This is a genomic window from Dyella monticola, from assembly GCF_003363155.1.
GTDB lineage: Bacteria > Pseudomonadota > Gammaproteobacteria > Xanthomonadales > Rhodanobacteraceae > Dyella_B > Dyella_B monticola.
Map to the genome: position 1 here is coordinate 74745 of NZ_QRBE01000010.1, position 25588 is coordinate 100332.

Below are 25588 nucleotides of genomic sequence, written 5' to 3' on the forward strand. Positions count from 1 at the left end.
CCGAACCATACAACACTTCCCAGTGGCGCTCCGTCATCGCCACCTGCACCGACCGGCAATCAGAGCTGCTTGATCTTGATATCCCTGAACCACAGGTGGATCGGCACCTCGCCCTTGTCTTCGGTGCCCTGCAGCGAGATATGCCCCTGATGGAAGGTTGCAAAGTCCGGCCACGCGGTGAATTTGGTATGCGCGACCAGGCGCTTCCAGTCGTCGGTCCACAGATGGGTGTCGATCACCTTGTGCCCGTTCTGGAAGAATTGCACGTGGCCATGATCGGCGATGATTTCGAACTGGTTCCACTGCCCTGCTTCGTTTACCCATTCCACATCGGAAGAAATAATGTCGAACAGATCGCCGGAGCGTTCGTTCAAAACGCGGCTGTCCGGCTTGGTGCAGGCCAGATCGGCGATCTGCATTTCCGGGCCGGTTTCATAGGTGTTGGCGTACTTGGGTGACTCGTGCACGTAAAACATGACGCCGCTATCGGCGCACGGGCTCATTTTCCACGACAGTTTCAGATCGAAGTTGCCGTACTCGGCGTTGGTGACCAGATCCTGGAAATCGGCGGCCGGATCGTTCGGGCGCTTTTCCAGCAGGATGGCGCCATCACGCACGCTCCAATCCTTTCCGGGCCCCTTTTGCAGGTAGGAATGCCATCCGTTGAGGCTGCTGCCATCGAACAGCAACTGCCAGCCCTGGGATTTTTCCTGTGCGCTAAGCGTGTTGTGCTGCTGAGCATGAACCAGACCACACAACAGCAGTCCGGCGACAGCCACGGCACCTTGTGCCTTTTGCTTGTGAAGCATTGCTTGCTACCTCATGGCCATGAGTTTTAGATCGATCTAAACTACGCCCCAAAAAAAGGCGTTCCATGTTGGGACGCCTATTCACTTCGGTCTTGCACCCGTTCGACCTGAACAGTAATACCTTTCCCTGGTACGCAACATATGACCATAGTCATGCAGGGGCAGGCACGGAAGCCATCGATCCACCTTTTCACTGCGGGAGCGCCGTCATGAGCGAAAAAAACAAAGTCCCTGGCGTAAGCACCTATAACGGCCCCGCTGGCGGCTGGGGCGCACTGCGCGCCGTGGCCAAAGCCATCCGTGGACAGATGGCCGTCGGTCGCGACACCTCCGCGCTGCTGCGCGTCAATCAACCCACAGGGTTCGACTGCCCGGGCTGCGCGTGGCCGGACCCGAAGTCCACCAGCTCTTTCGAATTTTGCGAAAACGGCGCCAAGGCCGTTTCGTGGGAAGCGACATCCAAGCGCGTGCGGCCGGAATTCTTTGCGGCCAATACGGTGACCTCGCTATGGGGCCTGAGCGATTACGCGCTGGAAAGCCTCGGCCGCATCACGCATCCCATGGCGTACGACGCCACAACCGACACCTATGTCGCAATCACATGGAGCGAGGCAATGGACCGCATCGGCCAGGCATTGCGCGCGCTGCCTGATCCGCGCATGGCCGAGTTCTACACCTCCGGACGCGCCTCCAACGAAGCGGCGTTTCTCTATCAGATTTTCGTGCGCGAATACGGTTCGAGCAATTTCCCCGATTGCTCGAACATGTGCCATGAAGCCACCAGCGTGGGCTTGCCACAATCGATCGGTGTCGGCAAGGGCACGGTGTTGCTCGAGGATTTCGATCACTGCGATGCGGTGTTCTGCATCGGTCATAACCCGGGCACGAATCATCCACGCATGCTCGCCACCTTGCGCGAGGTGTCCAAGCGTAATGTGCCGATCATCGCGATCAACCCCCTGCCCGAGCGCGGACTCGAGCGTTTCACCGATCCACAAGTACCCATCGAGATGGTGGCGAACCTTGCCACGCCTATCGCGTCCACCTATTACCAGATCAAATCCGGCGGTGACCTGGCGCTTTTGAAAGGCATGATGAAATGGCTATTCGAGGAAGATCGGAACGCCATCGATCATGGCCATGCCGGCGTCCTCGACCATGATTTCATCCGCGAACACACCACCGGCATCGACGCACTGAAAGCCGATGTGGAAAGCACGACGTGGGATGTCATCGTCGCCAAAACAGGCTTGTCGCGCGAGGAGATCGAAGCCGTCGCCAAGACATACAGCCAGGCCAAGCGCGTCATCGTCTGCTACGGCATGGGCATCACCCAGCATGCGCATGGCACGGAGAACGTGCAGCAAATCGCCAATCTGCTATTGCTACGCGGCAATATTGGCCGCGAAGGCGCCGGCATTTGCCCGCTACGCGGACACTCGAACGTGCAAGGCAATCGCACGGTCGGCATTACTGAAAAACCGAACGACGCGCTGATTCTCGGCATCGAGCGCGCGTTCGGCTTCACCGCGCCGAAGGAACACGGCCATGATGCCGTGCGCGCCATCCAGGCCATTGGCGAGGGTCACTCCAAAGCGCTGATCAGCCTTGGCGGCAACCTTGCCGTGGCAATGTCCGATCCACAGGCCACGTTCGCCGCCATGCGCACCCTCGATCTTGCCGTGCACATCACCACCAAGCTCAATCGCTCGCAACTGATCATCGGCAAGCAATCCATCATCCTGCCTTGCCTGGGCAGAACCGAGCTGGACATTCAAGCCGAAGGGCAACAGTCGATCACCGTGGAAGATTCCATGTCGATGGTGCACGCCTCCGCGGGCCAACTACCGCCTGCGTCCGAACACCTGCGCTCCGAGCCGTGGATCATCGCGCACATCGCCAAGGCCACCCTTCCCGCCACGCGTGTCGATTGGGATGCGCTGGTGGCGAACTACGATCGCATCCGCGACAAGATCGAGATCGTGTATCCCGATTTCTTCGACTACAACCAGCGCATCCGCGAGCCCGGCGGGTTCAGGCTTTACATTGCCGCATCCGAGCGCAAGTGGGCGACAGCAGATGGCAAAGCGCATTTTCTTCTCGCACGCGGTGTCAGTGAAGACCCGAACCTTCCCTCCCAACACCTCACCCTCACCACGGTCCGCTCGCACGATCAGTACAACACCACCATCTATAGCTTGAACGATCGCTATCGCGGTGTAACCGGTCGACGCGACATCGTCTTCGTCAACCCAGACGACCTGAAAGCGAATGGACTGCAGCATGGCGACCGCATCGATGTAGAAGTGGTCGGACCCAATGCTGTCGACCATCAAGGTAATACGCGAAGCGTGCGCGGCTTTGTGGCCGTCAGTTATCCGATAGCCGCCGGCACGGTCGCGATTTACTTTCCTGAAGGCAATTGCCTGGTGGGGCTCGACAGCTTCGATCCTGAATCGGGAACGCCTACGTACAAGTCGGTGCCTGTTTCATTGCAGCGGTCGCGCGCGAAAGCGCCGGCCGTTGATGCGTGATGGTTTAGCTGTCGCGCATCCCAAGATTTCTCATTATGCCCCACCGTTATTCCCGTGGCGCGCGAAAGTGCGCCTCCTTAGACGCGTATTGCTCCAGCGTCACCCAGATTGTGCGAAATGACGACCTATAGCGAAACCCAACCACCCATTGAGCTTCACAAACACCATTGCATAAAAATGACAACACACCGTAACGAGCAGTCGCGCGCGCATGCACACTGTCACTGCGTACATCTAAATGAACAGATCGCGCACAGCGCGCATCCGTATTCATTCACAACACATCATCTAGATGCGCTCTTCATTTCGATCTCACTAATCCTGGCGTACAAAACTTCGGCACCCGAGCAAGCGCTGGCCACACAATTATCACAACAACCGCGCACACGCCGCTAAAGACAGGCCGCACTCGTGGAGCTAACGGCACCGCCCACGGATTCCACGCCATGCATGAAACCATAACCGCACCAAGCGAGCTGAATAAATCCAACGACAACGGCGCTGCTATAAAGCGCGCTGCGGTGAGCGTTGTAGTTCCATGCTTTCGTTGCATGAAAACTATCGACGCGGCCATCGCGTCTGTCGCAAACCAGACATTACCGCCTGCCGAAGTGCTGCTGATCGAAGACGGCAGCGGTGACGGAACGCTGGATGCCCTGCATCGCATCGCCGCCACTTACAAGAGCGGTTGGATCAAAGTGATCGCCATGCCTGACAACGGTGGCCCCTCACGCGCGCGCAATACCGGCTGGGGGCATGCCAAACAGCCCTACATCGCCTTTCTCGACTCCGACGACAGATGGGCGCCGCGCAAGCTGGAGTTGCAAATGGCTGCGCTGGATGCGGACCCTACCATCGCATTGATTGCGCATAAAATGCTTGTGCGCCCGCGTAACACCCCCTTCTCCGAGCTGCAGGAACCTATACAGACAGAGATCATCGGACGTGGTCGCCTGCTGTTCCACAACCCCTTCCCCACCACATCGGTGATGGTGCGTCGGGACCTGCCATTCCGCTTCGACGAAAATATCTGGTATTCCGAAGATTATTTCCTGTGGTCGCAGATCCGCTTTGCCGGCCATCGCTGCGCCAAAGTCAATCAGGTTCTGGCGCTGTGGACCAAGCGCATCGAGGGTGAGCGAGGGCTCAGCGATAATGTTCTGGCGGTCCACAATGCACGACGCATCATGCGACGCCGACTTATGCAAGAAGGCTTCATCAGCCCGCCCGAATACCTGTTTTCGCTCGCGGTCGGGGTGCTATCGCGCCTGCGTCGCAAGCTCAACATGGCAATGCATCCAGAAAGATACGCGGCGTACCGATCCCAACCTGGCTGATGGCGAACGAGTCGCCACCGCGCCGCAACTTTACAGTTTCACATGCACTTCGTTTTCGCCGGCGATATAAAGCCGTAGCCCTTTGCGTGGGTAATCGCACACATCATGTTCCAACCGCTGCCCTGACACGAGGCATACCAGCGGCTCGCTCCCTGTGTTGACCATGACGTGCGCCGGCCCCCTTCGCGCGAAACCGAGAAAATCCCCAGGCCCAATGCTGCATACCTGCTCCCCGATCTGCGCTTCGCCGCGGCCGGAAAGCACATAAGCAAACTCTTCTTCGTAAAGATGCCGGTGATATTCCGACGACTCGTGGCCAGGCATGATCGTGATGATATAAACACCCAGTTGCGTCAATCCGACACTATCGCCCAGGGACTTCTTATGCCGCACAGCGTTGGGGTTGAGGTCATGCACCGAGATGCTGGCGCTCATGGCTTCAATATCAACAGCGGTGAGTAATTGGCTTGGCTGCTTCAACGTCATGCACCTCATCATTTTTCATCTAATCGATGTTAGCACTGCTCTAGAGCATTCGTCTTACTCCGCTTTCAGACACGTGCAACCTGCTTGCCCAAAAAAATCCACCTGACAGCCCGTTGCCGGCCAGATCGGGTGTGCAGGATAGATAGAGGGGTTATCTCTCATTTATTGCATTGATCGCGCAAGCCATCTTAGCGTGCACCAAACCGGAGGGGCGTCATGAAACGGTGGGCCATTGTTTTGTGTTTGCTGATTGCATCTGGAACCTTGCATGCGAAAACCGACGCTTGGCAGCCTTCGGTCGGGCACACGCAGATGCCGATATGGCCCGGCACACCTCCTGACGCGCAACCCATGCCAGGACCGGAGAGCATGACGGTGTCAGCTCGCCTCCTGGCAGGCAAACCGGCGACAGCGGTGACCAATGTCACTCGGCCCACGATCACGGTGTACACGCCCAAGGGCAAGAACACCGGCGCCGCAGTCGTGGTATTTCCCGGCGGCGGTTTCCAGATACTGGCCATCGACCTCGAAGGCACCGAGGCATGCGACTGGCTCAACTCCAAGGGCATCACGTGCGTGCTGTTGAAATATCGCGTCCCGAGCAAACCCTACCTATGGCGATGCGATTGCCGTCCCCACAATCTCGAGCTGTCGGTACCTTCGTTGGAGGATGCTCAACGAGCACTGCGGCTGGTGCGCTTTCACGCCGCGCAATGGCATATTGATCCGCACAAAGTTGGCGTGCTCGGCTTCTCCGCAGGCGGATATCTGGTAGCCGAGACAAGTACAAATTTTAAGCGCAACTTATATTCGCCGGTAGATGCCGCCGATAAAGAAAGCAGCCGCCCTGATTTTGCGGTCGCGGTTTATCCCGGGCACCTGGTGCATGACGATGGCACGTTCAATGCCAACCTTCCGGTGTCCCGCCAAACGCCGCCCACCTTTTTAGTGCAGGCAGAAGACGACACTACCGATGGCGTGAACCAATCGCTGGCTTACTACGTCGCGCTGAAAAACGCGGACGTGCCGGTGGAGATGCATCTTTACGCGCATGGCGGCCACGCATTCGGATTGCGACCAACGGCGCTTCCCATTACTGCATGGCCTCAACTGGTCGATACGTGGCTTCGTACTATCGGCATTGTGGGGAGCTGAGACATCCTTTTGCCCGCATGGCTCGGGAACTTCACATCCCGAACCGGGTCTCCATGACGTGCGCCTGAGTCCAGGCAGCGTCAACAGGGGAAATCCATGAGGGTACGTCCATGCAAGGTATTTGCCGTCATCGTCGGCGGCCTCATTGCCTTTCAGGTCAATGCAGCTGATGTGGCCACGCCCGCCACGAACGATCGTGACGTATCCGCGCTCCACCACCTATGGAATAGCTATCAACAAGCCGTGGCGAGAAAGGATGCCAAGGCGATGCTCGACATGTACGCCAGCCCTGACGCTCCCGTGCTCAGCGCCCTCGCCAGTCAATCGTATGCAGTGATAAAAGCAGCGAACAAACAACCCATACCGCGTACATTTCCCTCCACTGCAAAGGATGACGTGGTAGGAGAAATCAAGCTGCCACCGGATCAAACGAAAAATCTTCGCATTGAAACCGATGGCGAAATTGGGACCATTACGTGGGATTACTCGGCCAAAGTGGGTCATGGCCAAGTCGTCTGGTCGGTGGTGCATACCAACGACGGATGGAAAATCGCCTCCGCGCTGTTCTCAATGAATGTGCCGGCTGCTGATGCCACGAATGGCGTGAACTAGCTTCGCCCTTTCACAGGCTGTACGTCACCAAATAAAGCCCTGAAAAAGCGGTCAAGGCATAAATACCGTGACCGCCTTTTCTTTTGCATGGCAAACCTGACCTAAACCTGTTCGGCCAACGGATACAGTTCCTTGTTTTCACGCTGCACGCGCAAGTGCAGTGCCTTGAACACATTATTCGCATCGGAGCGAAAACCGTCCGGGTCCTTGCTGATTTTGGCCGCCAGGTTCCAGCGCGCTGTAAAAGCCATGTAGACCTGCGCCAGATCGCCCATCTCCTCTTGGAACTGCTTGCCGGTTTGGGCGATGTGCGGGTCTGTGGCGTGGACCAGTGCCGGATACAACACGCGATCTTCCGCAGCCAGATGCAACTTGATCGCCGCGCTCATCGCAACCAGCTGTTGCAGAATGGTCTGCGCATGGTCTTGCACGCCGGCATGCACCAGGTCGCGCAGTTCGGTAACTGCGACCATCAAATCCGCATGCTCGCGTTTGAAGTGGTCGATATTCATATCCTCTCCCTGTAGCCCGATTGGCCCCCACGTGGCTATCGGCAGCAAGCCTGGAAGGCTTGAGAGGCAGGCGGCGGCCGGCCACCGTCACAGAGAACCCCAGGACAGGCCCCGCTTGTACCCCTCCGTGAAGGCCCGGGAAATGGCGGCTGCGCACCGCTGCGCCGCGGCAATCCCGATAACTTACGCGTTGACATCGCCAAGGTGGAAGTCAATCGTTACCCCAAATACTTGCATAAGCATCGCAAGCTGGTTCTTATAGGCCACCCGTACTTAGCAGGGAAGTCATGGTGCGTCTTTACCGTTGTGTCGCGACGAAGCAAAAACTCGATTCGACAGACGATCAGCAAATACGTAATTCGCGAATGAATGGAACGAGCAAATAGCCACTATCGCTCACCGACTCATCAAACAGGGAAAGTCACATGCTGAAAATGCTGATACGGTTAGCAGGCACTTCGACAGTAGTGCTGCTCTGCGCATGCGCGAGCCCACCCTTGAAGCCAAAAGGCTCAAACGAGGTGATGAAGCGGGTCTGCATTCACACCAATCCGGACGTAAGGGTCGACGACTTCGTCGCAGTGATGCAGGATGGGTTCAAGCGCCACGGTGTCGCATCCCATGTGTACGACACACCTCCAGACACGTGCAATTTCATCGTCGATTACACCGCCGAACGCTCGTGGGACCATCACCCGCCCTATCTTTCACACGCCGAGATCCGTATTACCGAACACGGGCAGTTGATTGCTTCGGCGGTATATAAGGTCAACCCATTCATGTTCCCCCGAATAGACCAATGGAGCGGCACGAAGGCGAAAATCGACCCGCTCATGGACCAGCTCTTTGTGGGCTTCCATCACTGAGAACCGGCAGCAAATGAGTCCTACGTCTGGCATTCGGCGCATCATGGGGATGCGCATCAGGATCGAACACGTTATTCCGCTGGCCGCTGATCGTACGCATGGCCAGCGCCGTCTCACCGCCCACATGGTGATCATCATGCTTACAGCTTTAACCCGGCCGCGCAGTCTCCTTCTTGCGTTGGCCGCCACGCTCGCTACTGCACCCGCACTTGCCGACAACACCGCTCCCGTCGCAACCGTCGATGCCGGCCACCTCTCGGGTATTCACGATGCCACCACCGGCCTCAACGAATTCCAGGGTATTCCCTACGCCACGCCACCGCTCGGTCCGCTGCGCTGGAAACCGCCGCAATCCGTCGCACACTGGACCGCCGTGCGCAAGGCCGATCATTTCGGCCCGCGTTGCATGCAGCGCGGTCTTTATAGCGACATGGTGTTTCGTTCCGACGGTATGAGTGAGGACTGCCTGTACCTCAACGTGTGGACGCCCGCGCACAGCGCCAACGAAAAGCTGCCAGTGCTGGTGTATTTCTACGGCGGCGGTTTTAACGGTGGCGACGGTTCCGAGCTGCGCTATGACGGCGCCAGCCTCGCGCAACGCGGCATCGTGACGGTTACGGTGAACTACCGGCTGGATGTGTTCGGCTTCCTGGCGTTGCCCGCCCTTGCCGCCGAATCGCCCCACCACGCCACCGGCAATTACGGCCTGCTCGACCAGACCGCCGCATTGCGTTGGGTCCAGCGCAACATCGCTGCATTCGGCGGCGATCCGGGCCAGGTCACCATCGGCGGCGAATCGGCCGGCTCCATGTCGGTGTCTGCACTCATGGCGTCGCCCTTGTCCAAAGATTTGATGCAGCGTGCGATTGGCGAAAGCGGCGGCATGCTCGGCAATCTCAAGCCAAAACCGCTGGCCGAAGCGGAACATAACGGAGAGGTATTTGAGCAACACGCCGGTGCGCACTCGCTGCAGCAGTTGCGTGCGATGGACGCGAACACACTGCTCAAAGCCAGCGGCGAAAACGGCGTGCATGTTTCCCGCCCCACCATCGACGGCTATTTCCTGCCGCAATCACCCGAAGCCATCTATAAAGCCGGCAAGCAAGCACATATTCCGCTACTGGTCGGCTCCAATTCGTGGGAGGCCGGTTATACCGATATCCTCGGCGACAAAGCAGCCACGCCCGCCAACTATCGCGCCGCCTTGCAACAACGCTTTGGCGCGCATGCAAGCGAAGCGCTGAAACGCTACCCCGGCACGAACGAAGCCGACATCAAGGCATCCGCCACCGCCTTAGCCAGCGATCACTTCATCGCCTTCTCCACCTGGCGCTGGATGAACCTGCATCGCCAGACCGGCCACGCGCCGGTGTATTACTACTATTTCATCCAGGCCCGCCCCGCCAAACGCGACGGCAGCGCCGGCCCGGATGCCGGCGCCGTGCACAGCAGCGACATCGAATTTGCGCTGGGCAACTTGCCCGGCAACCACGTCTATGCGTGGACCGACGCCGACTACCGCGTCTCCTCCGTGATGGAAGGCTACTGGGAACACTTCATCAAGACCGGCAACCCGAACGGTGCAAACCTACCGCAGTGGCCCGCGGCCGAAAGCAAGGATGGCGGTTTATTGCGTCAGGTGATCGGCGCGGACACGCACACGCGCGTCGATCACAACGCGGCGCGTTATGAATTTCTGCAAAAGATTAAACCTGATGCGCACCTTTGATAGCGCGGCGCGTCTTCCTGCAGAGTAATGAGGCAGTGATCACGCGCCACCGCCCCAGACCCAGCTGTGTACATTCAGTTCCCGACGACAGCGACTCAACATCGTCTATGGCACGCTTTCTACAAGCATCCATGGATTTTTTATCGTCATCAACAATGCCGTATGTATATTTGCAATAGATAATAAATTCACTACTTATATCTTTATGCATGCTTTCGATAGGAGAAATCTTGTATCAGTGTGAAGTTTGGACGACGAATGGTTGCCATACAGATCCCGCGTAAAGCAGCACGAGAAGACGTCGCTGATTCGGCGAGGATGGCGGCTTATTGCGCCATGCGATCGGTGGATACGCACACGCTCGTCGAGAACAACGCGGCGCGTTATGAGTTTATGCAAGCGTTCAAACCGAACGCGCATCTTTGATAGCGCGATGCGTTGGGTGGGTGACCACGCTCGTCAGCCTTATCGGCAACGCAGAATCCGCGTCCCCTGACAGATCAGCGGCGCGATTTGTGCGATGGTCCTGTCGTCGGGTGTGCCCATCCGTCTTTGATGAACACGGCACACCCGACATGAGTGAAGCGCGGATCGCCGGAGTTACAGCTCAGACGATCCGCTGGCCACAACCAACTGAATAGAGAGTTGACCATGGTTCTCCCGATCATACGGCAAGCACGCACCCGCGTGCCCCCGCCACGCCGATTTTTACTAACGCTTCACCGCCACGCATGCTGCGTGGTGTCGGGCCACTCAGGGCTTTCGTAGAAACGGAATCGGATCCTTCCGCTTTTACATGCAGGGTTTTTCCTGCAAGCCCCTCACGCCACGTGCAATACGTGGCGTGACTTAACGACATGGAGTGCCCCATGAACACCCCTCGCGACCTTTTCTACGAAGGCAACCACCTGCTATCCCATGACCACTACCTCGAACTGTGCGACATCCGCGACAAACTCTTGCTGATGGCCCAACTCGCCGGCAGTAGCACGTCCTTGAACGACCCCCACGCCATGCTCTACATCCGCCGCGCACTGCTCGGCGAAATGCTTGGCAATCTCAGCTTTCAGCTCAACCTTGCTTTGTTTGCGTTGGAACGCGCTGACACGCAGGGATCGAAGTAACCCGAACCGAATTGCGCTCACGGAGCTATCCCAAGCTCGTTATTCACCGTCTCACCCACATCAACGAATGGGGCTACTTCGCGCTATGGTGAATACAGAAGGAGCGCTCTGGCTTAGCTATCCACCGCAGCAGGACCGCTGCTGCTGGACCGGCGGACACGGAACGCTGCCATAGGAACAAAACACACAGCAATCGCCCGGCTTGGGTCGAAGCAAGGTATGGCATGCCAAACATTCGTAGAAGAACTGACACGCATTGGTCGGCATGGTTTCGGCCGCCTGATGCCCGCATTCCGGACAGGTCAGCACGCTGTTCAATACCAGGTCCATCGCCGCTCCCTTCATACATGCAATACAAATCGGAACAGAGGGTAAGACTGCACGTTCATCAGGCCCGCACAGCCCATTAACTCACAAGGTTATTACATCGCCGTCACGCCTGTTGTCGGCAATGTAGTGCGCCCGCTGCGAACTGTAGAGGTAAGCATGGCTACAAAGAAGCTCACAGGTAAAGTTGTCCTCCTGGTGGAAGACGACTACTTGGTGGCCGATGCCCTGCGAGCGGCACTCGAAGAGGAAGGTATGCAGGTGGCAGGTCCCTACCCCAGTATCTCCAGTGCCACCCGCGCGCTGGATAACGAGGAACGGATCGATGCGGCGCTACTGGATGTGCATCTGAACAACGAACGCGTATTTCCACTGGCCGATCGCCTGGTTGATGAAGGGATTCCAGCGATCTTCGTTACGGGCTATGGGAGCGAGACCTTCCCCGAGCGCTTCGCAGACCTTCCGCGCTTAAGCAAACCAGTGCACTACAAAGAGTTATTCGCTTGCATCGCCGAGCTGATCAGCTCGAACGCCAAGCAAAAGGGGCACGCTGAAAAGGAGTAGTGGCAGAGGCAGCCATGTCGGTTGACGGTGCCAACATGCGCCGCTGCGACGGCAGCCGTCGAGAAAGCCCTGCCTTGTTGATCTCGATCATCGCCATGGCGTTCTCGCGCGGGATTCAATGCTCGACTACTTTGCGCGCAGTGAACTCGATGCGGCCCTACCATCTCGTCGAGATCGGCTGGCCTGAGGCCCGCTCTTTCGCGAACCTCAATGGCCTTGGCTGGTTGCGGCTCGGGCGGGTGGCGCGGACCGCACGGTTGTCGTAATTACTTGCCTTCAGGCGAAGACTCCGCAGGCATGACTCCTGCCGTGAGTTGGAACGCACACGGTTGTACTTTTCCGCCCGTGCCCGCGCTCGGATCGGACGTGCCAAGCGCGCAGTGACCCACTAGGTTATTGCCCGTCAGTCGCCAATAGCCACGCAAGACCGGTCCTTCGGAAGCCAGCGTGAAATAGACGTTTGCGTGGCCGTCAGCCTGCGTTTTCGTATGAAGGGTGACATTCATGAAAACCTGCGCGGCTTCAGGCTTTCCGTTGACCACGGCGGGTGATTTGGTCCAACTCTTGACGCTTTGCCAAAGCAGGTTATTGACGGCAGGTGGCAACCGCTGCCAATGCTGGATATCACGCACTTGCCCTCTGGTATCCACCAAAACCACCAAAGGCACATTCATGGTCATATCGGACTGATTTGGGGCGGCCGTGCTGCTTTCCATCGACTGCGGCGTGCCGGAAGGATGTCCCAATGAAGCGCCGTCCGCGGCAGCATTGGTTCCAAGCAGCAGAGATACAGCCATGCTCAACAAAACTACATTTGCGCGGTACATGTCCTTAACTCCTGGCAAATGAATTGGGGAATGGTGCGTTGCCTGTTTACTCCTTAAAAATCGGGACTGTCAAGTAAATGAGGATTTACTCATATTTCGCCGTGCAATGGGGTGTTTGTTTTTCTATTTCGCAAAAACAAACGGCGCCTTGGGGAATTCATATTCTATCAAAGACAAATTTTCGACTCGCAAAAACTGCGATATGCGGTGGCGATCTGAGACAGTAAAAAAACATAAAAAACCAAAACAGAGACACCTTCACTCGTGGAAGTCGCAGGCGGACATGGACATTTCCGGTTTCGCGTTTGACAGACACATGAGCTATGGGCCATCCGTTGCCGGATTGAGCACGAACAAGCAGTACAACTGGTAACGGCAACGGTTGCTGCAAAAAACCATTGATTTTCTTTTAGCGATGGCGGAATCGATACATTCCATAACCCATCCGCCGACGATCTCCCGCCTTTACTCAAGCTGCGTCAACAATGCCTCGGCACCCTTTTTGATGCCCGTTTCCGCGGCGCTCAAGCTGCCCAGGCTGGCGGGGATATTTTCTGCCGCCGGGTATTGCTTTGCGACAAACGCCCGCAGCAATCGGTTGCTTTGACTGTCATAGATTTCCACCGCATACGTTACGGATCCGAGCGACTTGGAAGGTTTATCGGCGGCGCTCTTCAACGTGCCCAGTACCGCACCCACCGGCAGGATTTGCTTGACCGTGCTCAGCACCGGCACGCTGGTTGAAGCGCCGGTCAAGGTGAGATGGATCCTTAGGGTGGCAGGACCGGCCATCGATGTCAGCACATACCTCTGACCGAGTGTTTGACCGAATTGCGTCTGCATGTAATCGGCAAGCTGCTGGCGCTCGGTGGCGCTCAACGTGCCGAACTGCTGATCGTCGCCGTTGTACACCGTTACCGTATCGAGCATGACTTGCGTATACCTGGCCAACTGCGCATCCGGCGCCGAGTAATAGAGCGGGACGTGTTTGTCTTGGCTATGCATGTTCGGGGCCAGCTGTGCGGTGGAATCCAGGCTTTGATAGTGAACCGGCGTGGTGCCCACACAGCCAGCCATGCCAATCATGCAAAGCACAGGAAACACGCACCGCAGCACATTTCTTTTCATCATTGACGTAATCATTGACGATTCCATCCCTGCTTAATGCACGTAGTAATACGTGGCGGGCATATAGACGGTAGCGGGCGCATAGACCACCCTCGTCGTGGGATAGGTGGTGACCACGGGTGTTGCATACACCACTCGTACCGTCGGCGGCGGCGGTGGGGCGATCACTTTAACGGTTGCCGTCGAAGGGACGCTTCGCACCACCACACTGGTGTAGCAACAGGATGCGGGGTAGATGACATAAGGCCCGGTGGTACGCACCGTGGTGACGCTGTAGCTCGGTGCGGCCGAATGGGTAACTACGACAGCGGCGGCGTGAGCGGAAGAAAAACAGGTGCCGATTCCAACGGCCAATAACATTGCCAATACGTAAGGTGTCTTGTTCATGATGAGGAGTTCTCGTAGGTAGGGGAAAAATCGCGCGGTAACACCGCGATGGATAAGCAGGCTTACGGACGGCCTAGCGCGATGCGTGCGGCCGCGTACCAGTTAGGTGCACGTCGCAGGTCGATCAGCAGGCGACGCCATTCGCCGAACAGCAGCCCAAGCGGGTTGTTCGTGCCAAGCGGGTGGTCAAGGCCATAGCGCAAGGGTTCGTCTTTGCGTTCGGCGGCGAAGGTGCCGAACATCCGATCGAAAATAATCAACGCGCCGCCATAGTTCTTGTCGATGTAAGGCGCATTGGACGCGTGATGAACGCGGTGATGCGCAGGCGTATTGAGAATCCATTCGAGCGGACCTAAGTTGATTCGCGCCTCGGTGTGCAGGAAGAACTGGAAGCGAAGATCCAGCGCCAGCAGGATGATGACCATGCGCGGATCGAAGCCCAGCATCATCACCGGCAAATACACCAGCCAACCGGCGGAGATCAGGTTCGTCCATCCCAGGCGAACGGCCGAGAGCAACGTCATCTCTTCGGGCGTGTGATGCACGGCATGACTGGCCCATAGCCAGCGCACTTCATGGCTCAGGCGGTGGTACCAGTAATAGGCGAATTCCACGACGAAGAAGCCGATGACCCACACTCGCCAGTCGTGCATCGAGAAATGCCACGGCGCGAAATGCCAGGCCAGCGCAAACACGGGGGCGAGAATCAGCGCGGTCAGGGCATCGGTCAGTGTGTGGCCCATGGCAATGAGCAACGTGCTTCCCGAGCTACGAAAGTTGTAACCCTTGCCGATCACGAATAGACGCCACAGCATTTCGACCACCACGGTGATCAAGGCAAGTGGCAGAAACCCGGGTATATGGACCGTTCGGAAATGATGAAGGATGGGCTGCATGACGAAACTCTGAGTGGGGATGATGGTGCGCTGGAGATCCTGCGCTTGGGTCGAAAGCTTGGTCCCGACTCGTAACCTGGCGATGTCTGCCCGCGTCGACTTTGTAACAACCTGTTACAGCACACAGGTATTTGTTTTTACGTGGAAAATAGGCGCCCATGCGACGGCGAAGACGGTAGCCAGGTCGATGGCGGCACCCCCCGGCATGACGATCGTATTCACGCGCACGCTCGCAGCCTGGGCCGCGGCACGCGGGTGCATAATGGCCGCGCCGTACCACTGGCGAGGAGCCATGTCCGTGAACGAGCGCCCCCCGCGCGTCATCGTGCTGGACGATGATGCTGAATTACGCAGCATGCTGCGCCGCTACCTGACCGATAACGGCTTCCAGGTGCAGGCCATCGATAGCGCCGAGCAGCTTGATCGTCTATTGCAGCGCGAACCGTTCGACGCTCTGGTGCTGGATTTGATGATGCCGGGCGAGGACGGGCTTTCGATCTGTCGCCGCTTGCGCGCGAGCGGGCAGACCATTCCCATTCTTATGCTGACCGCGCGCGGCGATTCGGTCGATCGCATTATCGGCCTGGAAATGGGCGCGGACGATTACCTGCCCAAGACGTCCGAACCACGCGAGCTGGTCGCCCGGTTGAATGCAATGCGGCGACGCCAGCAGATGCTGCACAGCACGGAAGTTTGGGGTAACGACGAAGTCACCCAATTCGGCCCGTTCACACTCAACATTTCACGCATGGAGCTGCAACGTGATGGCCAATCGATTCCGCTCACCAATATGGAATTCCAATTGCTGCGTGTGTTTGCCGCCAATCCGCGCCGGCCGATGAGCCGTGATCACCTGCAGGACAAGGTCAAGGGGAAAGATTACGAGGCGATGGACCGCGCGCTGGATGTGCAGATCTCGCGTCTGCGCCGCAAGATCGAAGACGATCCCGCCGCGCCGCGTTATATACGCACAGTGTGGGGCGTCGGCTATATGTTCACGCCGGACGGCGGCAATGCGTAAGTTGCGCTGGTGGCCGCGTTCGCTGTTCGGCCGCAACCTGCTGCTGCTGTTGGGGCTTATTGCGATCGCGCAGATGTCCACGATCGTCCTTTATGTATTGCTGCAGCGCCCTCGCGTGATGGAGGTGGCGCAGTTGGTCGCCACCCAGGTGAACATGCTCGATGCTGCGCTATCGCAGGTGCACGCGACGGATCGTGACGCCTACGTGGCGCGCCTGAACCGCCTCGGCGTGCTCAGCGCCCAGCTTGCCGAACCGCCACCGGAAGATTTTGCATACCGCACTCCGCTGGCGAAGCTGTTCATTCGCGAAGTGCGGCGAAACTTGTCCAAGGGCATCACCCTGCGCATGACCAGCGTTCCGCGCTTGAGTATCTGGGTACACCTGAACATCAGTGGTGAGCGTTACTGGATACGGTTTCCTATCAACGCGTTGGTTCCTTATCGCTGGCTGACTTCCGCGCTGGCCTTGTGGTTTTCTCTGGCGCTGTCGGCCGCGCTTGGCGCGCTGTTGATTCAGCGGCGCATCAATCGTCCACTGCGCGACATCGCCGATGCTGCACAGAATGTCGGCGCCGGCGGGCGACCTGCACGCTTGCCTATCTATGGTGCAAGCGAACTGGCCGTATTGGCGAAACAGTTCAATGCCATGCTGGATAACCTGGAAGAGATGGAGTCGAGCCGCACCGTCATGCTCGCCGGCATCTCGCACGACATCCGCTCGCCGCTGGCCAAGCTGCGGCTCACCTTGGCGATGGACAAGCACGCCAGCGAACTGCCCGTGGGCCAGTACATCGACCAGATCGATGCCATCATCGGTCAATTCATCGACTTCGGTCGCGTGGGTAGCGATGAGCGCATCGTCGAGGACGATTTGAATGTACTGGTCGAAGAGTTGGCCGCCGGGTTTGCCAAACGAGGCCATGTTTTCGCATTGAAGCTCGAACCGCTGCCGGCATGGCCATTGCGGCCGGTCGCCATGATGCGCCTGGTGCAGAATCTGATGGAAAACGCAGTGAAGTACGCCGGGGTCGGCCTGGAAGTACACACCTATATGGAGCGCGACAGCCTGGTGCTGGCCGTGCTCGACGCGGGTCCCGGCCTGGTGGAAGGCGATGAAACACGCTTGCTTCAGCCGTTCACGCGAGGCGACATCGGGCGCTCCAACACCAGCGGTTCGGGGCTCGGGCTGGCCATTGTCGATCGCGTTGCGCGCCTGCACGGAGCCCGGCTGCAGTTGCGTCGCCGCCAACCCAGGGGCATGGAGGCTCGGGTGGTGTTTTCACCCGTCGCATCGACGGCTGCCACCTCCTCCGCAGCGCTGTAACAACCTGAAACATTTTCGCCCGCGCGGGCAATATTCACCCAACATCTCATGCGTAGCATGTCTTTCGTCGGCCGAGCTTCCTCGCCGGCGCGGCCCCATTCGCGGTCGCTTTCCCCACTTTATAGGTACTTATTTATGCGCAAGATCCATTCCGTTTTCCTGGTTGCGCTGCTGCTGCCCGTCATCGCGACGGCCGCGCCGCAAACGTCCCCCGATTCTCCGCGCGCGCAGCAGATGATGCGGATGCTGGAGCAGCGGTTCGCTGCCGCCGATACCAATCACGACGGCAAACTGACCCTGGCCGAGGCGCAAGCAGGCATGCCGCGCGTAGCGCAGCATTTTGCCGATATCGACACGAATCATCAGGGTTACATCACGCTCGATCAGATCAAGCTTTTTATGGCCAGCCGCGCCGGCGGCTGAGCTCATGCACGACGGTTAGTGCACGCTTTTTGGCAAGACGGCATCAACACCTCCCCTCCCCCGCACCCGGTGCCGTCTTGCCCCCTTTTATAACCACCCGCACACGATGCGGGTGTTTTTTTGTGCAGCGAGATAAAAGTCTGCATGCGAAAAACAGCCGCAGGATTATCTGGCGCTTTTGCGTAACGGCACACTCGATGACGGGGTTTCAATGGATGAGTTAAGCCTGCAAGGCATCCACTATCTCGGCGTTTTCCGAGCTGCTACGCCCTGTAACGGGAGGGATTTCAAAAAGCATGTCGTTAACGACCGCCTGAGCGTGCGCTGGTTCTTCACCGTCACCCCGGCATTCGCCTGTACAACGGTGATGCAGGGAATGACACCTTGAGAAACGTAAGGACTCCTCGGCATCAAATCAGCCTTTGGTAATCCGGACGACCTCATCAATAACATGTCACCGCGATAGCGACTGATGCGCTGCTCGATCAAGCGATTCGCCAATGACAATACCGGTTACACAGCAAAGCCCCGGTCCACGCTATTGGCGGACCGGGGCCTCCTCGCTTTTCCTCAGTTGCAGCTGACCGCTGAACCGCTGGCGTTGGTGCAGCTCGCGGTGTGCGTGATGCCTTGCCCTGGCGTGGAAACAGTGCTGCCATTGTAGGATCCGCCACTGGCATTGGTCGCGCTGGTGTTACGCGTCGTCGCACCATTGTTGCTGCTCACCGCGGTGTTGTAGCTGCCGTTCGGCCCACTGCCGTTGCGACTGTAACCCTGGCCTTGCGTATACGTGCCGCTATGGCTGTACGTCTGCCCGTCTGCATTGGTCGCCGTGGCGGTGTGCGTGGTCACGCCGTTGGACGTGCTGGTGGAGGTTTCATAGCTACCACGCTGCCCGCTGCCGCTGGACTGGCTACTGCCGGACCAGGTGCCGTTGGTGCCACGCGAATACGCGCCATTGCTCGAAAAATTACCGCCGGAGGAAGTATGGCCGGAATTGGAAAAATTGGCTTGGGCCGAACCATTGGGGTTGCTGCTATAGCTGTTGTGGCCGCTGTAACTGCCACCATTCACACCATTTGCCCAATGGCGGCCTTGATGGGTCGTGGCATTGCCTGACCAAGTCGTGTAGCCACCGCCGCCCGCACTGCCGCGCGGACCATAACCACCCGCGCCGTGGAAGCGCGTTTGTGCCGGTGCGCTGGTGGCCACGGCCAGGGCAGCGACCAACACGGCCCCTGCTAACAATTTCAAGGTTGGTAATACTCGCATCTCATATTCTCCTGCCAAAAAAGGGACGTCGACATGACAGGTCCCGACGAGGAGCGATTCTGGATGGCGGATTTAAATGAGTTATGTAGGAAACGAGGGCAAATGTAAGAACGTGTTACCGCGAAGCGTTGCGCGTACGGGAGAACTTGTCGCCTTTGCTCGTCATTCCGGCCTGCGCCAGAATAACGAGTAAAAACGGGCGAAACCTCAGCCTATGTGCTGCTCTTCCGCTCGCCAGAAGACCCCATCCAGTGCATGCTTGCGGCTACCGTTCCAAGCCATCGCAGGATGATCGACATGCACCATCTGGTTCGCCCAGGCTTTACCCTTACCCTTGCACTCGCGCTGCCCAGTGCGCTCATCGCCGCGCAGACATCGCCTGCCGTGGGCGGCCGCGGCGTTGCCATTGCCGATGCGCCGATACCGCGCCCTGCCGGTACAGCTTGCATTGCCACGCTGTATTCCGATGTCGCGTTCGACGATCATGGCGATGCCACCTCGCGCGCGGCGAAACCCCGCGAGTGGACCTACACGCCACCTGCGCAATGCGCCGGGCCGTGGTCGAAAGTGGTGCTGGAAGCGGATTTCTCGGTGACCGCCGGGCGGCAATACGACCGCACGGTCAGTCTATGGCTCAAGGGTGTGAATCTTTTCTACGGCACTACGCAGGAACCCAGTGCCAAGGTCAGCCCGCACTGGCACGTCGAGCGCGACGTGACCGATTACGCCGGCTTGTTTCATGACGGCGGACACGGCCAGACCATCCTCAACAACTGGATTGATGCCACCCGTGCCGGCGTGATCCACGGCAGTGCGCAATTGGTGTTTTATCCGGCCACAGCGGACAGCAACGCTGCGTTGCCTGCCGATCTGGCCATCGGTCTGGTCGGTGACAACAACGGGCATCCAGTAGACGTGCAGAACGGGAATGAAACGCTCTCGCGCACGCTCACCCTGCCGCGCAATGTCGAGCGCGTGGCGCTGGATTTGATTGCGCAAAGCCAAGCCGTGGACGAGCAATGGTACATGTGCATCGACGATGCCGACATGCAACCCACGCGCGAATTTTCGCTCGGACCACCAAATGCGGGCGATCCACTGGAACAGTGCCCCGGCGGTAACTTCCGCGAGGTGGCCGTAAGCATCGACGGCCAGCCGGCAGGCCACGCGCCGGTTTATCCGTGGACCTACACCGGTGGCGTGGACCCCAATCTATGGCGGCCCACCACGGACATCCAGACGCTCAACTTCACGCCGTATCGCGTGAACCTTACGCCCTTTGCCGCGCTGCTGGACGATGGCAAGCCACACACTGTGGCGGTGCGTGTGCTGGATGCACACGACTTCTTCAGCCTCGCCGCCAACCTGCTCGTTTGGCGCGACCAACAACGCGACGTGCTCACTGGCAAGCTCACCCAAAACACGCTTGCCACGCAGCAGACTGACCCGCCACCACAGGTGCAGCGCCACTTCAAACACGGTACCGGCGGCACGTTGCAGGGCGAAGTCGATACGCTGCAAAAAAGCCATTACATCATCACCGGCGAACTGCAAACCTCGCACGGAAAAATCGTCACCCGCGTCGAACAACACGCGGATTTTGATAACCGCCAAAGCTTCGATCATCCGTCGAAAGATACCTACAGCCAGCGCATTGCCATGCACACGCAAGTGACCGACGACGTACGCACCACCACCGATGCCGGTACCACCCAGCACACGCATCACCTCGAATACCCGCTGCTCATCGACATCCGCAAACAGGTTCACGCAAACGGCGACTTCACCGCGGACATCACCCTGCAGCAGGGCTACCTGAGCAAACGCCAGCGCACGGAGAACGGCCACGTAAGCTTCTGGTCCACGCTCGACAACCATCTCGTCAGCCACAGCAATACCGACTTCAACGCCGGCGGCACGGGCATCACCGGTTCGCGCGGACAACACGGTCAACAGTCGTACCGCTTCAGCGATTCGCTTGGCAGTTGCTACGCGCAGCAGGTGGAAACACGCGACCAGGCTGTCGTCGCCGTCGAGTCGGGCCACGGTTGCCCGAATCAGGCCAACCATTTGGACGGCCATTCGCAGCTTTGACCCGAACGCTGCGCGTATTTGGATTCAAAAAGAAAGCGGCGTGCACGCTCACCGGATGAAACGTGCACTCCGCCATGCCCACGCGATCTGGACCAGGCAAACCTGGCGTCGAAGATGCGCTCGACGTGCTGAATATCCACAAACGAATACCACCTGACCTGTCCGTGCTGTCCGCTACTGTTGGGTCTTCCACATACCTAGGCAGACCTCATGGACACGCGCACACTCTCGTCCTCATCGCTCGTGACGACGCAGATCGCCCATCCTCCAAACAACAACACGTCGTTAGCTGACACGTCGACAGCGACACCGATACAGCCGGCCAGCATCGAGCACGGCACGCCACTTCATGCGTTCTTCAAGGACGAATCCGTTCAACCGTTGTCCACAGCGGAACGCGGTCGCGTCGTGACAGCGCTCAAAACGGGGATTGCGTGGGTCAAGCAAGCCATTGCTGCCCTGTCCAAACCCTTTTCGAAAGAGACGAAGGAGCTCGTGTCTGAACTCATCCCTGGCAGCCTTGAGAATCCGTCCGATCGGAAGATGCTCGAAAACCAGTTGAGCCACACCCTGGATGGCATGCAGACGATGCTCGACCGGCAAGCATCGAACGTGGGTAGCTCGGCAGAGATGCCTGGCTACAACGCCCTGACCAACCGGAAAACCGGCCAGATGCATATCTCAAGCGAATACCTATCTGACGCAAGCGATGGAAGCCTCGCCGCCACCCTCGTCCACGAAGCGTCGCATGCGTACGCCAATACGGACGACAACTGGGTGGTCGCTCCGCATACGCCGTCAAAGTGGGAATCCTTCAAGAGCATGTTCTCAAGCACTGCTCCACCCAAATTCGATCGAGCGGCGGCGCCCGGCAAAGAGCAGGCGTCCTATACGGCCCCAAACGCGATGGACAATGCCTACACGGTGCAATATACGACCGAGGTATTGGCGGGGCGTCCTTATGACTCGTTAGAGTAGTTTTCAGTTCAAACGGCCGCGTACCTTCCGCAGTGTCGAAGGTACACGGTCGAATTACCTTCGCCCTGTAATCAGGCATGACTCATGCAGAACGCATTGCCCGCGTGTTGCGCTCAACGCAAGTCCGCGCGAAGTTCCCTGACCCCTCGCCCCAATCGTTGACGCAGCAAAGACCGTAACGTTGCACCATCGGCATAACCTACTTCGGCGGCAATCTCTTCGAGATCGACGCCTCCTTGAACGAGTGACCGCGCATGCTCGACGCGTAAGTCCTGAAAATAATCCAAGGGTGATTTGCCAAGAACGCTCTGACAGCGACGCTGCAACGTGCGTGCGCTGACGGCCAAGGCACTGGCCGCCTGCTGCAGTGAAAAACCTTCCTTGAGGTGTTCTCTTGCCCACCGCTCGAAACGCACGATGAGCGGATCGGCCTGAGCCAAATGGTTGGGAATGATGTAGGGCGCCTGCGAAGATCGAATATCGGCGAGCAGGTAGCGCGAGACCATCTGGGAGAGGTCCGGGCTGGCCTTGCGGATCAGCCAGAGAGCAAGGTCGAGATGTCCCATGGCCGCACCCGTAGTCACCAACCTTCCCGATGACACGAGCATGCGCGACTCATCGAGCGAAACGTTCGGATAGCGTTGACGAAACAGCGGAGCGAGCCACCAGGTTGTGGTGGCTTCGTGCCCGTCAAGCAGGCCGGTTTCCGCCAAAAGAAACGAACCGATGCAAGAACTGGCGATATGCGCGCCTTTGCCGTGCCATGCCAGAAGGTGTTTGACCGCCTGCTTGACGTCTTTTCGCTCAAGCGCCGGGATGAGCGATTCCGGTGTTGATGTCGTCAAGGCCGGAACGATTATCCAATCCGGCTTTGCAACGGACGCGGCCTCTTGTGCCGGTATGAGAAACCCCTGCCCCGTGCGGACGCGTTTGCGCACGCCAACGATGGAAACCTCGAACAGCGCCGTCTTGCTCCTGCGCTGGGCAAATCGGTTGGCGATCGCCAAGGCGTCCAAAGTCACGGTAAGGCCCGTATCGAAGAGCCCATCCAGAGCCAGGATGGAAATGCGCATGGCGTAAATGACCCTAAAGTTGTCATTTACGACTATACCGCCTGATGGCTTCGAAGACTAGATTTGTGTCCGTCGCACCTGTCCACATTCAACAAGGAGTCACCCATGAAAGTCTTCGCCATTGGCACAGCCAGCGCCGCCCTGACCCCCGAACAGCTCCAGAAGCACATGCCCCACGAAGTGCCCGCTACGCTGAAGCTCTACCTCGACGGTAAAGTCGAACAATTCTGGTTCCGTGAGAAGGTCGGACCGATCTTCTTGATGAACGTCGACTCAGTCGAGCAAGCCAAAGCCACGCTGGATTCGCTGACCCTGGTGGCCGAAAAGCTCATGACGTACGAACTGATGCCGGTCGGCCCACTGATCCCGCTCGGCCGTCTGATTCAAGGGCAGTAAACCGTTTAAATCCGGCTCATTCCACCTTTGAGCCTTCGGCGTGTGGCGTCGGCGCCGTCAGGTCTTCCACCACCCTGATCGCTGGCGCCACTAGCCCCATCACAACGCGCCCTGAGCGATCTGCTTCAGGGCATTCGAACGCAGGAGTCACCGCCGATATGACCACCCCTATCCTCATTGCCGGTGCCACGGGTACTACCGGCGGCATCGCGGCCAAACTCCTTTTGGAAAACGGCCTTCCGGTTCGCGCACTCGTGCGGAGCGACGATGAACGCGCTCAGAAGCTCAAAACGCTCGGCGCCGAAATCGTCACCGCCGATCTCCTCGATTTCCGGGCGATCCGACGCGCGTTCGTGGGGATAAAGCGAGCCTACTTCGTTTACCCAATGCGGCCCGGTCTAACCGAGGCCACCGCGATTTACGCGCAGGCCGCGTCGGAAGCCGGCGCTGAGTTCATCGTCAACATGTCTCAGCGTACAGCTCGGGCTGACGCCCGTAGCAACTCGGCGCTGGAGCACTGGCTCGCGGAGCGCATCTTCGATCACTTCGGCGTTCCTGTCGTCCACCTACATCCGACCATCTTCGATGAATGGTTGCTCTACATGCGAAAAGGGATCAGCAACGGCCACTACGCTGTTCCATTCGGCACCACCGGCAAGTTCGCATCGGTGTCAGGCCTGGACCTTGGTCGGGTAATCGCGGCCATTCTCACCCATCCCGAAGGTCACGCCGGACAAACCTACGAACTTTTTGGTCCGGAAGAGCTGCCTGCGCTTCAGATCGCGGAAATCGTCGGCCGGACGCTCGGTAAATCCGTCCAATACACACGCGTCTCCGGCGAGCAATGGATCAAGAACATCCGTGATGCGGATGTTGAAATCCCCTTCCTTGCCCAGCACATCAATGGCGTCGCACAGCAGCAGCAGGATGGCGAGATGGCGGGAACCAACAATGTGATCGAGCGAATCACGGGACGCAAACCAGAATCGGTAGCCGAGTTCGTCGAGCGGAATCGCTCAGCATGGCGATAAGTGCCACAGGCACAATGAAAATGACGCTATTTCAAATCTTCCTTGCTCTCGCTACCGGCCACCCTCGCGGCGTTGTTACCCGCCGCAGCCTTTCTCACGAGGCGAGCCGATCCTTTCGAGGAAGGAGACGCTGGAAGAGGTGGCCATCCGGATCGGCCGTAGTGAAGCCAAGTCACGGTTGCGCGAATGCTGCGCCATGAGGCTATCGAGCACCACATGCACACAGCTTCCCCGTGTTCTGTCATGTCGCCACAGAACAGCCCACGACGCTATTTCATCACCAGGACAGGCATCTTTCGCTCCGCCTCAATATCCATCTCCCATAGCTCGCGACGGGCACCTTCCTCCAGAAGTTCAGGAGGTGATGCGCGGGGCGAGTCCAATTGATCCATATGATCGAGAAGGATGAGTTGAGCACGTACGCGCGAAATAACTCGCGCGCTACGAGGTTCCGAATAGATTGCATGCTTTCGCATGCTTTGCATAACAAGGTCAAAATAGGCGTTCAAGTTCATACGAATGTCATCCTCATATGGGTGTTTCTCGCAGCTGCGCTAGCCATCTTTGAGTGACCGACAGAGGTCGCCTACGCGCCACGTCTTAAAGCACCATTGAGGCATACATGACGCCCAATGCGGTGATTTTCCATCGCCCGTCATCACGTACAACCATGCCTTTTTGTT

The 25588-nt window shown here is 58.2% G+C and carries 28 protein-coding genes; 17 read left to right on the forward strand and 11 right to left on the reverse strand.

The genetic code is table 11. The features are described 5' to 3' along the window. Nucleotides 1-59: 59 nt before the first annotated feature. On the reverse strand, nt 60-809 hold the full coding sequence (locus tag DWU98_RS15680) for a 3-keto-disaccharide hydrolase (RefSeq protein ID WP_115496502.1): 750 nt from the start codon (nt 807-809) through the stop codon (nt 60-62). Nucleotides 810-1018: 209 nt separating this feature from the next. Between DWU98_RS15680 and DWU98_RS15685 the strand changes: the two genes are divergently transcribed. Together DWU98_RS15685 and DWU98_RS15690 are read left to right on the forward strand one after the other, a co-directional pair. Next, complete coding sequence (locus tag DWU98_RS15685) at nt 1019-3343, forward strand: FdhF/YdeP family oxidoreductase (protein WP_115496503.1); 2325 nt, start codon at nt 1019-1021, stop codon at nt 3341-3343. 446 nt (nt 3344-3789) lie between these two features. Further along, nucleotides 3790-4680, forward strand: coding sequence for a glycosyltransferase family 2 protein (locus DWU98_RS15690; protein ID WP_115496504.1), 891 nt, complete (start codon nt 3790-3792; stop codon nt 4678-4680). 30 nt (nt 4681-4710) lie between these two features. Here DWU98_RS15690 and DWU98_RS15695 read toward each other — a convergent pair whose 3' ends face one another. Next, nucleotides 4711-5166: a cupin domain-containing protein gene (locus DWU98_RS15695; protein ID WP_115496505.1), complete on the reverse strand. Its 456-nt coding sequence runs from the start codon at nt 5164-5166 to the stop codon at nt 4711-4713. A gap of 216 nt (nt 5167-5382) precedes the next feature. Here DWU98_RS15695 and DWU98_RS15700 point away from each other — a divergent pair, with 216 nt between their 5' ends. Then, complete coding sequence (locus DWU98_RS15700) at nt 5383-6321, forward strand: alpha/beta hydrolase (RefSeq protein ID WP_115496506.1); 939 nt, start codon at nt 5383-5385, stop codon at nt 6319-6321. Between the two features lie 96 nt (nt 6322-6417). After that, on the forward strand, nt 6418-6933 hold the full coding sequence (locus DWU98_RS15705) for a hypothetical protein (RefSeq protein WP_115496507.1): 516 nt from the start codon (nt 6418-6420) through the stop codon (nt 6931-6933). A 101-nt stretch (nt 6934-7034) separates the two neighbouring features. On the opposite strand, the gene DWU98_RS15710 is transcribed toward DWU98_RS15705, so the two are convergent. Next, entirely contained in the window at nt 7035-7445 is a 411-nt protein-coding gene (locus DWU98_RS15710) for a hemerythrin domain-containing protein (RefSeq protein ID WP_115496508.1), read from the reverse strand. Between the two features lie 425 nt (nt 7446-7870). Between DWU98_RS15710 and DWU98_RS15715 the strand changes: the two genes are divergently transcribed. From DWU98_RS15715 to DWU98_RS15725, 3 genes are all read left to right on the forward strand, one after another. Beyond that, on the forward strand, nt 7871-8311 hold the full coding sequence (locus DWU98_RS15715) for an Sbal_3080 family lipoprotein (RefSeq protein ID WP_115496509.1): 441 nt from the start codon (nt 7871-7873) through the stop codon (nt 8309-8311). Between the two features lie 49 nt (nt 8312-8360). Further along, nucleotides 8361-10040 carry a carboxylesterase/lipase family protein gene (locus DWU98_RS15720; protein ID WP_230474873.1) on the forward strand — a complete coding sequence of 560 codons (1680 nt, stop codon included), beginning with the start codon at nt 8361-8363 and terminating at the stop codon, nt 10038-10040. Between the two features lie 869 nt (nt 10041-10909). After that, on the forward strand, nt 10910-11164 hold the full coding sequence (locus tag DWU98_RS15725) for an XAC0095 family protein (protein ID WP_115496510.1): 255 nt from the start codon (nt 10910-10912) through the stop codon (nt 11162-11164). 117 nt (nt 11165-11281) lie between these two features. Here the strand turns inward: DWU98_RS15725 and DWU98_RS22295 are convergent, their stop codons facing one another. Further along, a complete protein-coding gene (locus DWU98_RS22295; RefSeq protein ID WP_425480234.1) occupies nt 11282-11509 on the reverse strand; it encodes a GDCCVxC domain-containing (seleno)protein in 228 nt (75 codons plus the stop codon). A gap of 141 nt (nt 11510-11650) precedes the next feature. Here DWU98_RS22295 and DWU98_RS15735 point away from each other — a divergent pair, with 141 nt between their 5' ends. Beyond that, complete coding sequence (locus DWU98_RS15735; RefSeq protein WP_115496512.1) at nt 11651-12055, forward strand: response regulator; 405 nt, start codon at nt 11651-11653, stop codon at nt 12053-12055. A 14-nt stretch (nt 12056-12069) separates the two neighbouring features. Then, entirely contained in the window at nt 12070-12321 is a 252-nt protein-coding gene (locus DWU98_RS15740; protein WP_147293339.1) for a hypothetical protein, read from the forward strand. On the opposite strand, the gene DWU98_RS15745 is transcribed toward DWU98_RS15740, so the two are convergent. The 4 genes from DWU98_RS15745 to DWU98_RS15755 form a co-directional block, all read right to left on the reverse strand. Beyond that, nucleotides 12322-12882 carry a hypothetical protein gene (locus tag DWU98_RS15745; RefSeq protein WP_115496514.1) on the reverse strand — a complete coding sequence of 187 codons (561 nt, stop codon included), beginning with the start codon at nt 12880-12882 and terminating at the stop codon, nt 12322-12324. Between the two features lie 465 nt (nt 12883-13347). After that, nucleotides 13348-13959, reverse strand: coding sequence for a DUF3313 domain-containing protein (locus DWU98_RS15750; protein ID WP_158545077.1), 612 nt, complete (start codon nt 13957-13959; stop codon nt 13348-13350). A gap of 84 nt (nt 13960-14043) precedes the next feature. After that, complete coding sequence (locus tag DWU98_RS21730; RefSeq protein ID WP_147293340.1) at nt 14044-14397, reverse strand: hypothetical protein; 354 nt, start codon at nt 14395-14397, stop codon at nt 14044-14046. A 62-nt stretch (nt 14398-14459) separates the two neighbouring features. Continuing rightward, nucleotides 14460-15293 carry a sterol desaturase family protein gene (locus DWU98_RS15755; RefSeq protein ID WP_115496516.1) on the reverse strand — a complete coding sequence of 278 codons (834 nt, stop codon included), beginning with the start codon at nt 15291-15293 and terminating at the stop codon, nt 14460-14462. Between the two features lie 298 nt (nt 15294-15591). Between DWU98_RS15755 and DWU98_RS15760 the strand changes: the two genes are divergently transcribed. From DWU98_RS15760 to DWU98_RS21990, 4 genes are all read left to right on the forward strand, one after another. Further along, on the forward strand, nt 15592-16314 hold the full coding sequence (locus tag DWU98_RS15760) for a response regulator (protein WP_484488897.1): 723 nt from the start codon (nt 15592-15594) through the stop codon (nt 16312-16314). Continuing rightward, on the forward strand, nt 16307-17638 hold the full coding sequence (locus DWU98_RS15765) for an ATP-binding protein (RefSeq protein WP_158545078.1): 1332 nt from the start codon (nt 16307-16309) through the stop codon (nt 17636-17638). Before DWU98_RS15760 ends, DWU98_RS15765 begins: the two co-directional genes overlap by 8 nt. 135 nt (nt 17639-17773) lie before the next feature. Next, nucleotides 17774-18061: an EF-hand domain-containing protein gene (locus tag DWU98_RS15770; RefSeq protein ID WP_115496518.1), complete on the forward strand. Its 288-nt coding sequence runs from the start codon at nt 17774-17776 to the stop codon at nt 18059-18061. Between the two features lie 211 nt (nt 18062-18272). Further along, nucleotides 18273-18449 (forward strand): hypothetical protein, encoded by a 177-nt coding sequence (locus DWU98_RS21990; protein ID WP_158545079.1) that lies wholly within the window; start codon nt 18273-18275, stop codon nt 18447-18449. A gap of 182 nt (nt 18450-18631) precedes the next feature. Here the strand turns inward: DWU98_RS21990 and DWU98_RS15775 are convergent, their stop codons facing one another. Continuing rightward, the gene (locus tag DWU98_RS15775) at nt 18632-19294 is read right to left on the reverse strand and encodes a hypothetical protein (protein WP_115496519.1); all 663 of its coding nucleotides are present in this window, start codon (nt 19292-19294) and stop codon (nt 18632-18634) included. Between the two features lie 336 nt (nt 19295-19630). Between DWU98_RS15775 and DWU98_RS15780 the strand changes: the two genes are divergently transcribed. Both DWU98_RS15780 and DWU98_RS15785 read left to right on the forward strand, forming a co-directional pair. After that, on the forward strand, nt 19631-21427 hold the full coding sequence (locus DWU98_RS15780; RefSeq protein WP_158545080.1) for a peptide-N4-asparagine amidase: 1797 nt from the start codon (nt 19631-19633) through the stop codon (nt 21425-21427). A gap of 210 nt (nt 21428-21637) precedes the next feature. After that, the gene (locus DWU98_RS15785; RefSeq protein ID WP_115496521.1) at nt 21638-22405 is read left to right on the forward strand and encodes a hypothetical protein; all 768 of its coding nucleotides are present in this window, start codon (nt 21638-21640) and stop codon (nt 22403-22405) included. Nucleotides 22406-22518: 113 nt separating this feature from the next. Here the strand turns inward: DWU98_RS15785 and DWU98_RS15790 are convergent, their stop codons facing one another. Next, a complete protein-coding gene (locus DWU98_RS15790) occupies nt 22519-23478 on the reverse strand; it encodes a GlxA family transcriptional regulator (protein ID WP_115496522.1) in 960 nt (319 codons plus the stop codon). A 105-nt stretch (nt 23479-23583) separates the two neighbouring features. Between DWU98_RS15790 and DWU98_RS15795 the strand changes: the two genes are divergently transcribed. Continuing rightward, complete coding sequence (locus DWU98_RS15795) at nt 23584-23874, forward strand: hypothetical protein (protein WP_115496523.1); 291 nt, start codon at nt 23584-23586, stop codon at nt 23872-23874. Between the two features lie 158 nt (nt 23875-24032). Further along, nucleotides 24033-24905: an NmrA family NAD(P)-binding protein gene (locus DWU98_RS15800; RefSeq protein WP_115496524.1), complete on the forward strand. Its 873-nt coding sequence runs from the start codon at nt 24033-24035 to the stop codon at nt 24903-24905. Nucleotides 24906-25174: 269 nt separating this feature from the next. Here DWU98_RS15800 and DWU98_RS21735 read toward each other — a convergent pair whose 3' ends face one another. Next, on the reverse strand, nt 25175-25420 hold the full coding sequence (locus tag DWU98_RS21735; RefSeq protein ID WP_147293342.1) for a hypothetical protein: 246 nt from the start codon (nt 25418-25420) through the stop codon (nt 25175-25177). Between the last annotated feature and the right edge of the window lie 168 nt (nt 25421-25588).

Excerpts from the sequence above, each read along its gene's own strand:
- DWU98_RS15680 (WP_115496502.1), bottom strand. The coding sequence starts at position 809 with ATGCTTCACAAGCAAAAGGCACAAGGTGCCGTGGCTGTCGCCGGACTG.
- DWU98_RS15685 (WP_115496503.1), top strand. The coding sequence starts at position 1,019 with ATGAGCGAAAAAAACAAAGTCCCTGGCGTAAGCACCTATAACGGCCCC.
- DWU98_RS15690 (WP_115496504.1), top strand. The coding sequence starts at position 3,790 with ATGCATGAAACCATAACCGCACCAAGCGAGCTGAATAAATCCAACGAC.
- DWU98_RS15695 (WP_115496505.1), bottom strand. The coding sequence starts at position 5,166 with ATGACGTTGAAGCAGCCAAGCCAATTACTCACCGCTGTTGATATTGAA.
- DWU98_RS15700 (WP_115496506.1), top strand. The coding sequence starts at position 5,383 with ATGAAACGGTGGGCCATTGTTTTGTGTTTGCTGATTGCATCTGGAACC.
- DWU98_RS15705 (WP_115496507.1), top strand. The coding sequence starts at position 6,418 with ATGAGGGTACGTCCATGCAAGGTATTTGCCGTCATCGTCGGCGGCCTC.
- DWU98_RS15710 (WP_115496508.1), bottom strand. The coding sequence starts at position 7,445 with ATGAATATCGACCACTTCAAACGCGAGCATGCGGATTTGATGGTCGCA.
- DWU98_RS15715 (WP_115496509.1), top strand. The coding sequence starts at position 7,871 with ATGCTGAAAATGCTGATACGGTTAGCAGGCACTTCGACAGTAGTGCTG.
- DWU98_RS15720 (WP_230474873.1), top strand. The coding sequence starts at position 8,361 with ATGCGCATCAGGATCGAACACGTTATTCCGCTGGCCGCTGATCGTACG.
- DWU98_RS15725 (WP_115496510.1), top strand. The coding sequence starts at position 10,910 with ATGAACACCCCTCGCGACCTTTTCTACGAAGGCAACCACCTGCTATCC.
- DWU98_RS22295 (WP_425480234.1), bottom strand. The coding sequence starts at position 11,509 with ATGAAGGGAGCGGCGATGGACCTGGTATTGAACAGCGTGCTGACCTGT.
- DWU98_RS15735 (WP_115496512.1), top strand. The coding sequence starts at position 11,651 with ATGGCTACAAAGAAGCTCACAGGTAAAGTTGTCCTCCTGGTGGAAGAC.
- DWU98_RS15740 (WP_147293339.1), top strand. The coding sequence starts at position 12,070 with ATGTCGGTTGACGGTGCCAACATGCGCCGCTGCGACGGCAGCCGTCGA.
- DWU98_RS15745 (WP_115496514.1), bottom strand. The coding sequence starts at position 12,882 with ATGTACCGCGCAAATGTAGTTTTGTTGAGCATGGCTGTATCTCTGCTG.
- DWU98_RS15750 (WP_158545077.1), bottom strand. The coding sequence starts at position 13,959 with ATGGCTGGCTGTGTGGGCACCACGCCGGTTCACTATCAAAGCCTGGAT.
- DWU98_RS21730 (WP_147293340.1), bottom strand. The coding sequence starts at position 14,397 with ATGAACAAGACACCTTACGTATTGGCAATGTTATTGGCCGTTGGAATC.
- DWU98_RS15755 (WP_115496516.1), bottom strand. The coding sequence starts at position 15,293 with ATGCAGCCCATCCTTCATCATTTCCGAACGGTCCATATACCCGGGTTT.
- DWU98_RS15765 (WP_158545078.1), top strand. The coding sequence starts at position 16,307 with ATGCGTAAGTTGCGCTGGTGGCCGCGTTCGCTGTTCGGCCGCAACCTG.
- DWU98_RS15770 (WP_115496518.1), top strand. The coding sequence starts at position 17,774 with ATGCGCAAGATCCATTCCGTTTTCCTGGTTGCGCTGCTGCTGCCCGTC.
- DWU98_RS21990 (WP_158545079.1), top strand. The coding sequence starts at position 18,273 with ATGGATGAGTTAAGCCTGCAAGGCATCCACTATCTCGGCGTTTTCCGA.
- DWU98_RS15780 (WP_158545080.1), top strand. The coding sequence starts at position 19,631 with ATGCACCATCTGGTTCGCCCAGGCTTTACCCTTACCCTTGCACTCGCG.
- DWU98_RS15785 (WP_115496521.1), top strand. The coding sequence starts at position 21,638 with ATGGACACGCGCACACTCTCGTCCTCATCGCTCGTGACGACGCAGATC.
- DWU98_RS15790 (WP_115496522.1), bottom strand. The coding sequence starts at position 23,478 with ATGCGCATTTCCATCCTGGCTCTGGATGGGCTCTTCGATACGGGCCTT.
- DWU98_RS15795 (WP_115496523.1), top strand. The coding sequence starts at position 23,584 with ATGAAAGTCTTCGCCATTGGCACAGCCAGCGCCGCCCTGACCCCCGAA.
- DWU98_RS15800 (WP_115496524.1), top strand. The coding sequence starts at position 24,033 with ATGACCACCCCTATCCTCATTGCCGGTGCCACGGGTACTACCGGCGGC.
- DWU98_RS21735 (WP_147293342.1), bottom strand. The coding sequence starts at position 25,420 with ATGAACTTGAACGCCTATTTTGACCTTGTTATGCAAAGCATGCGAAAG.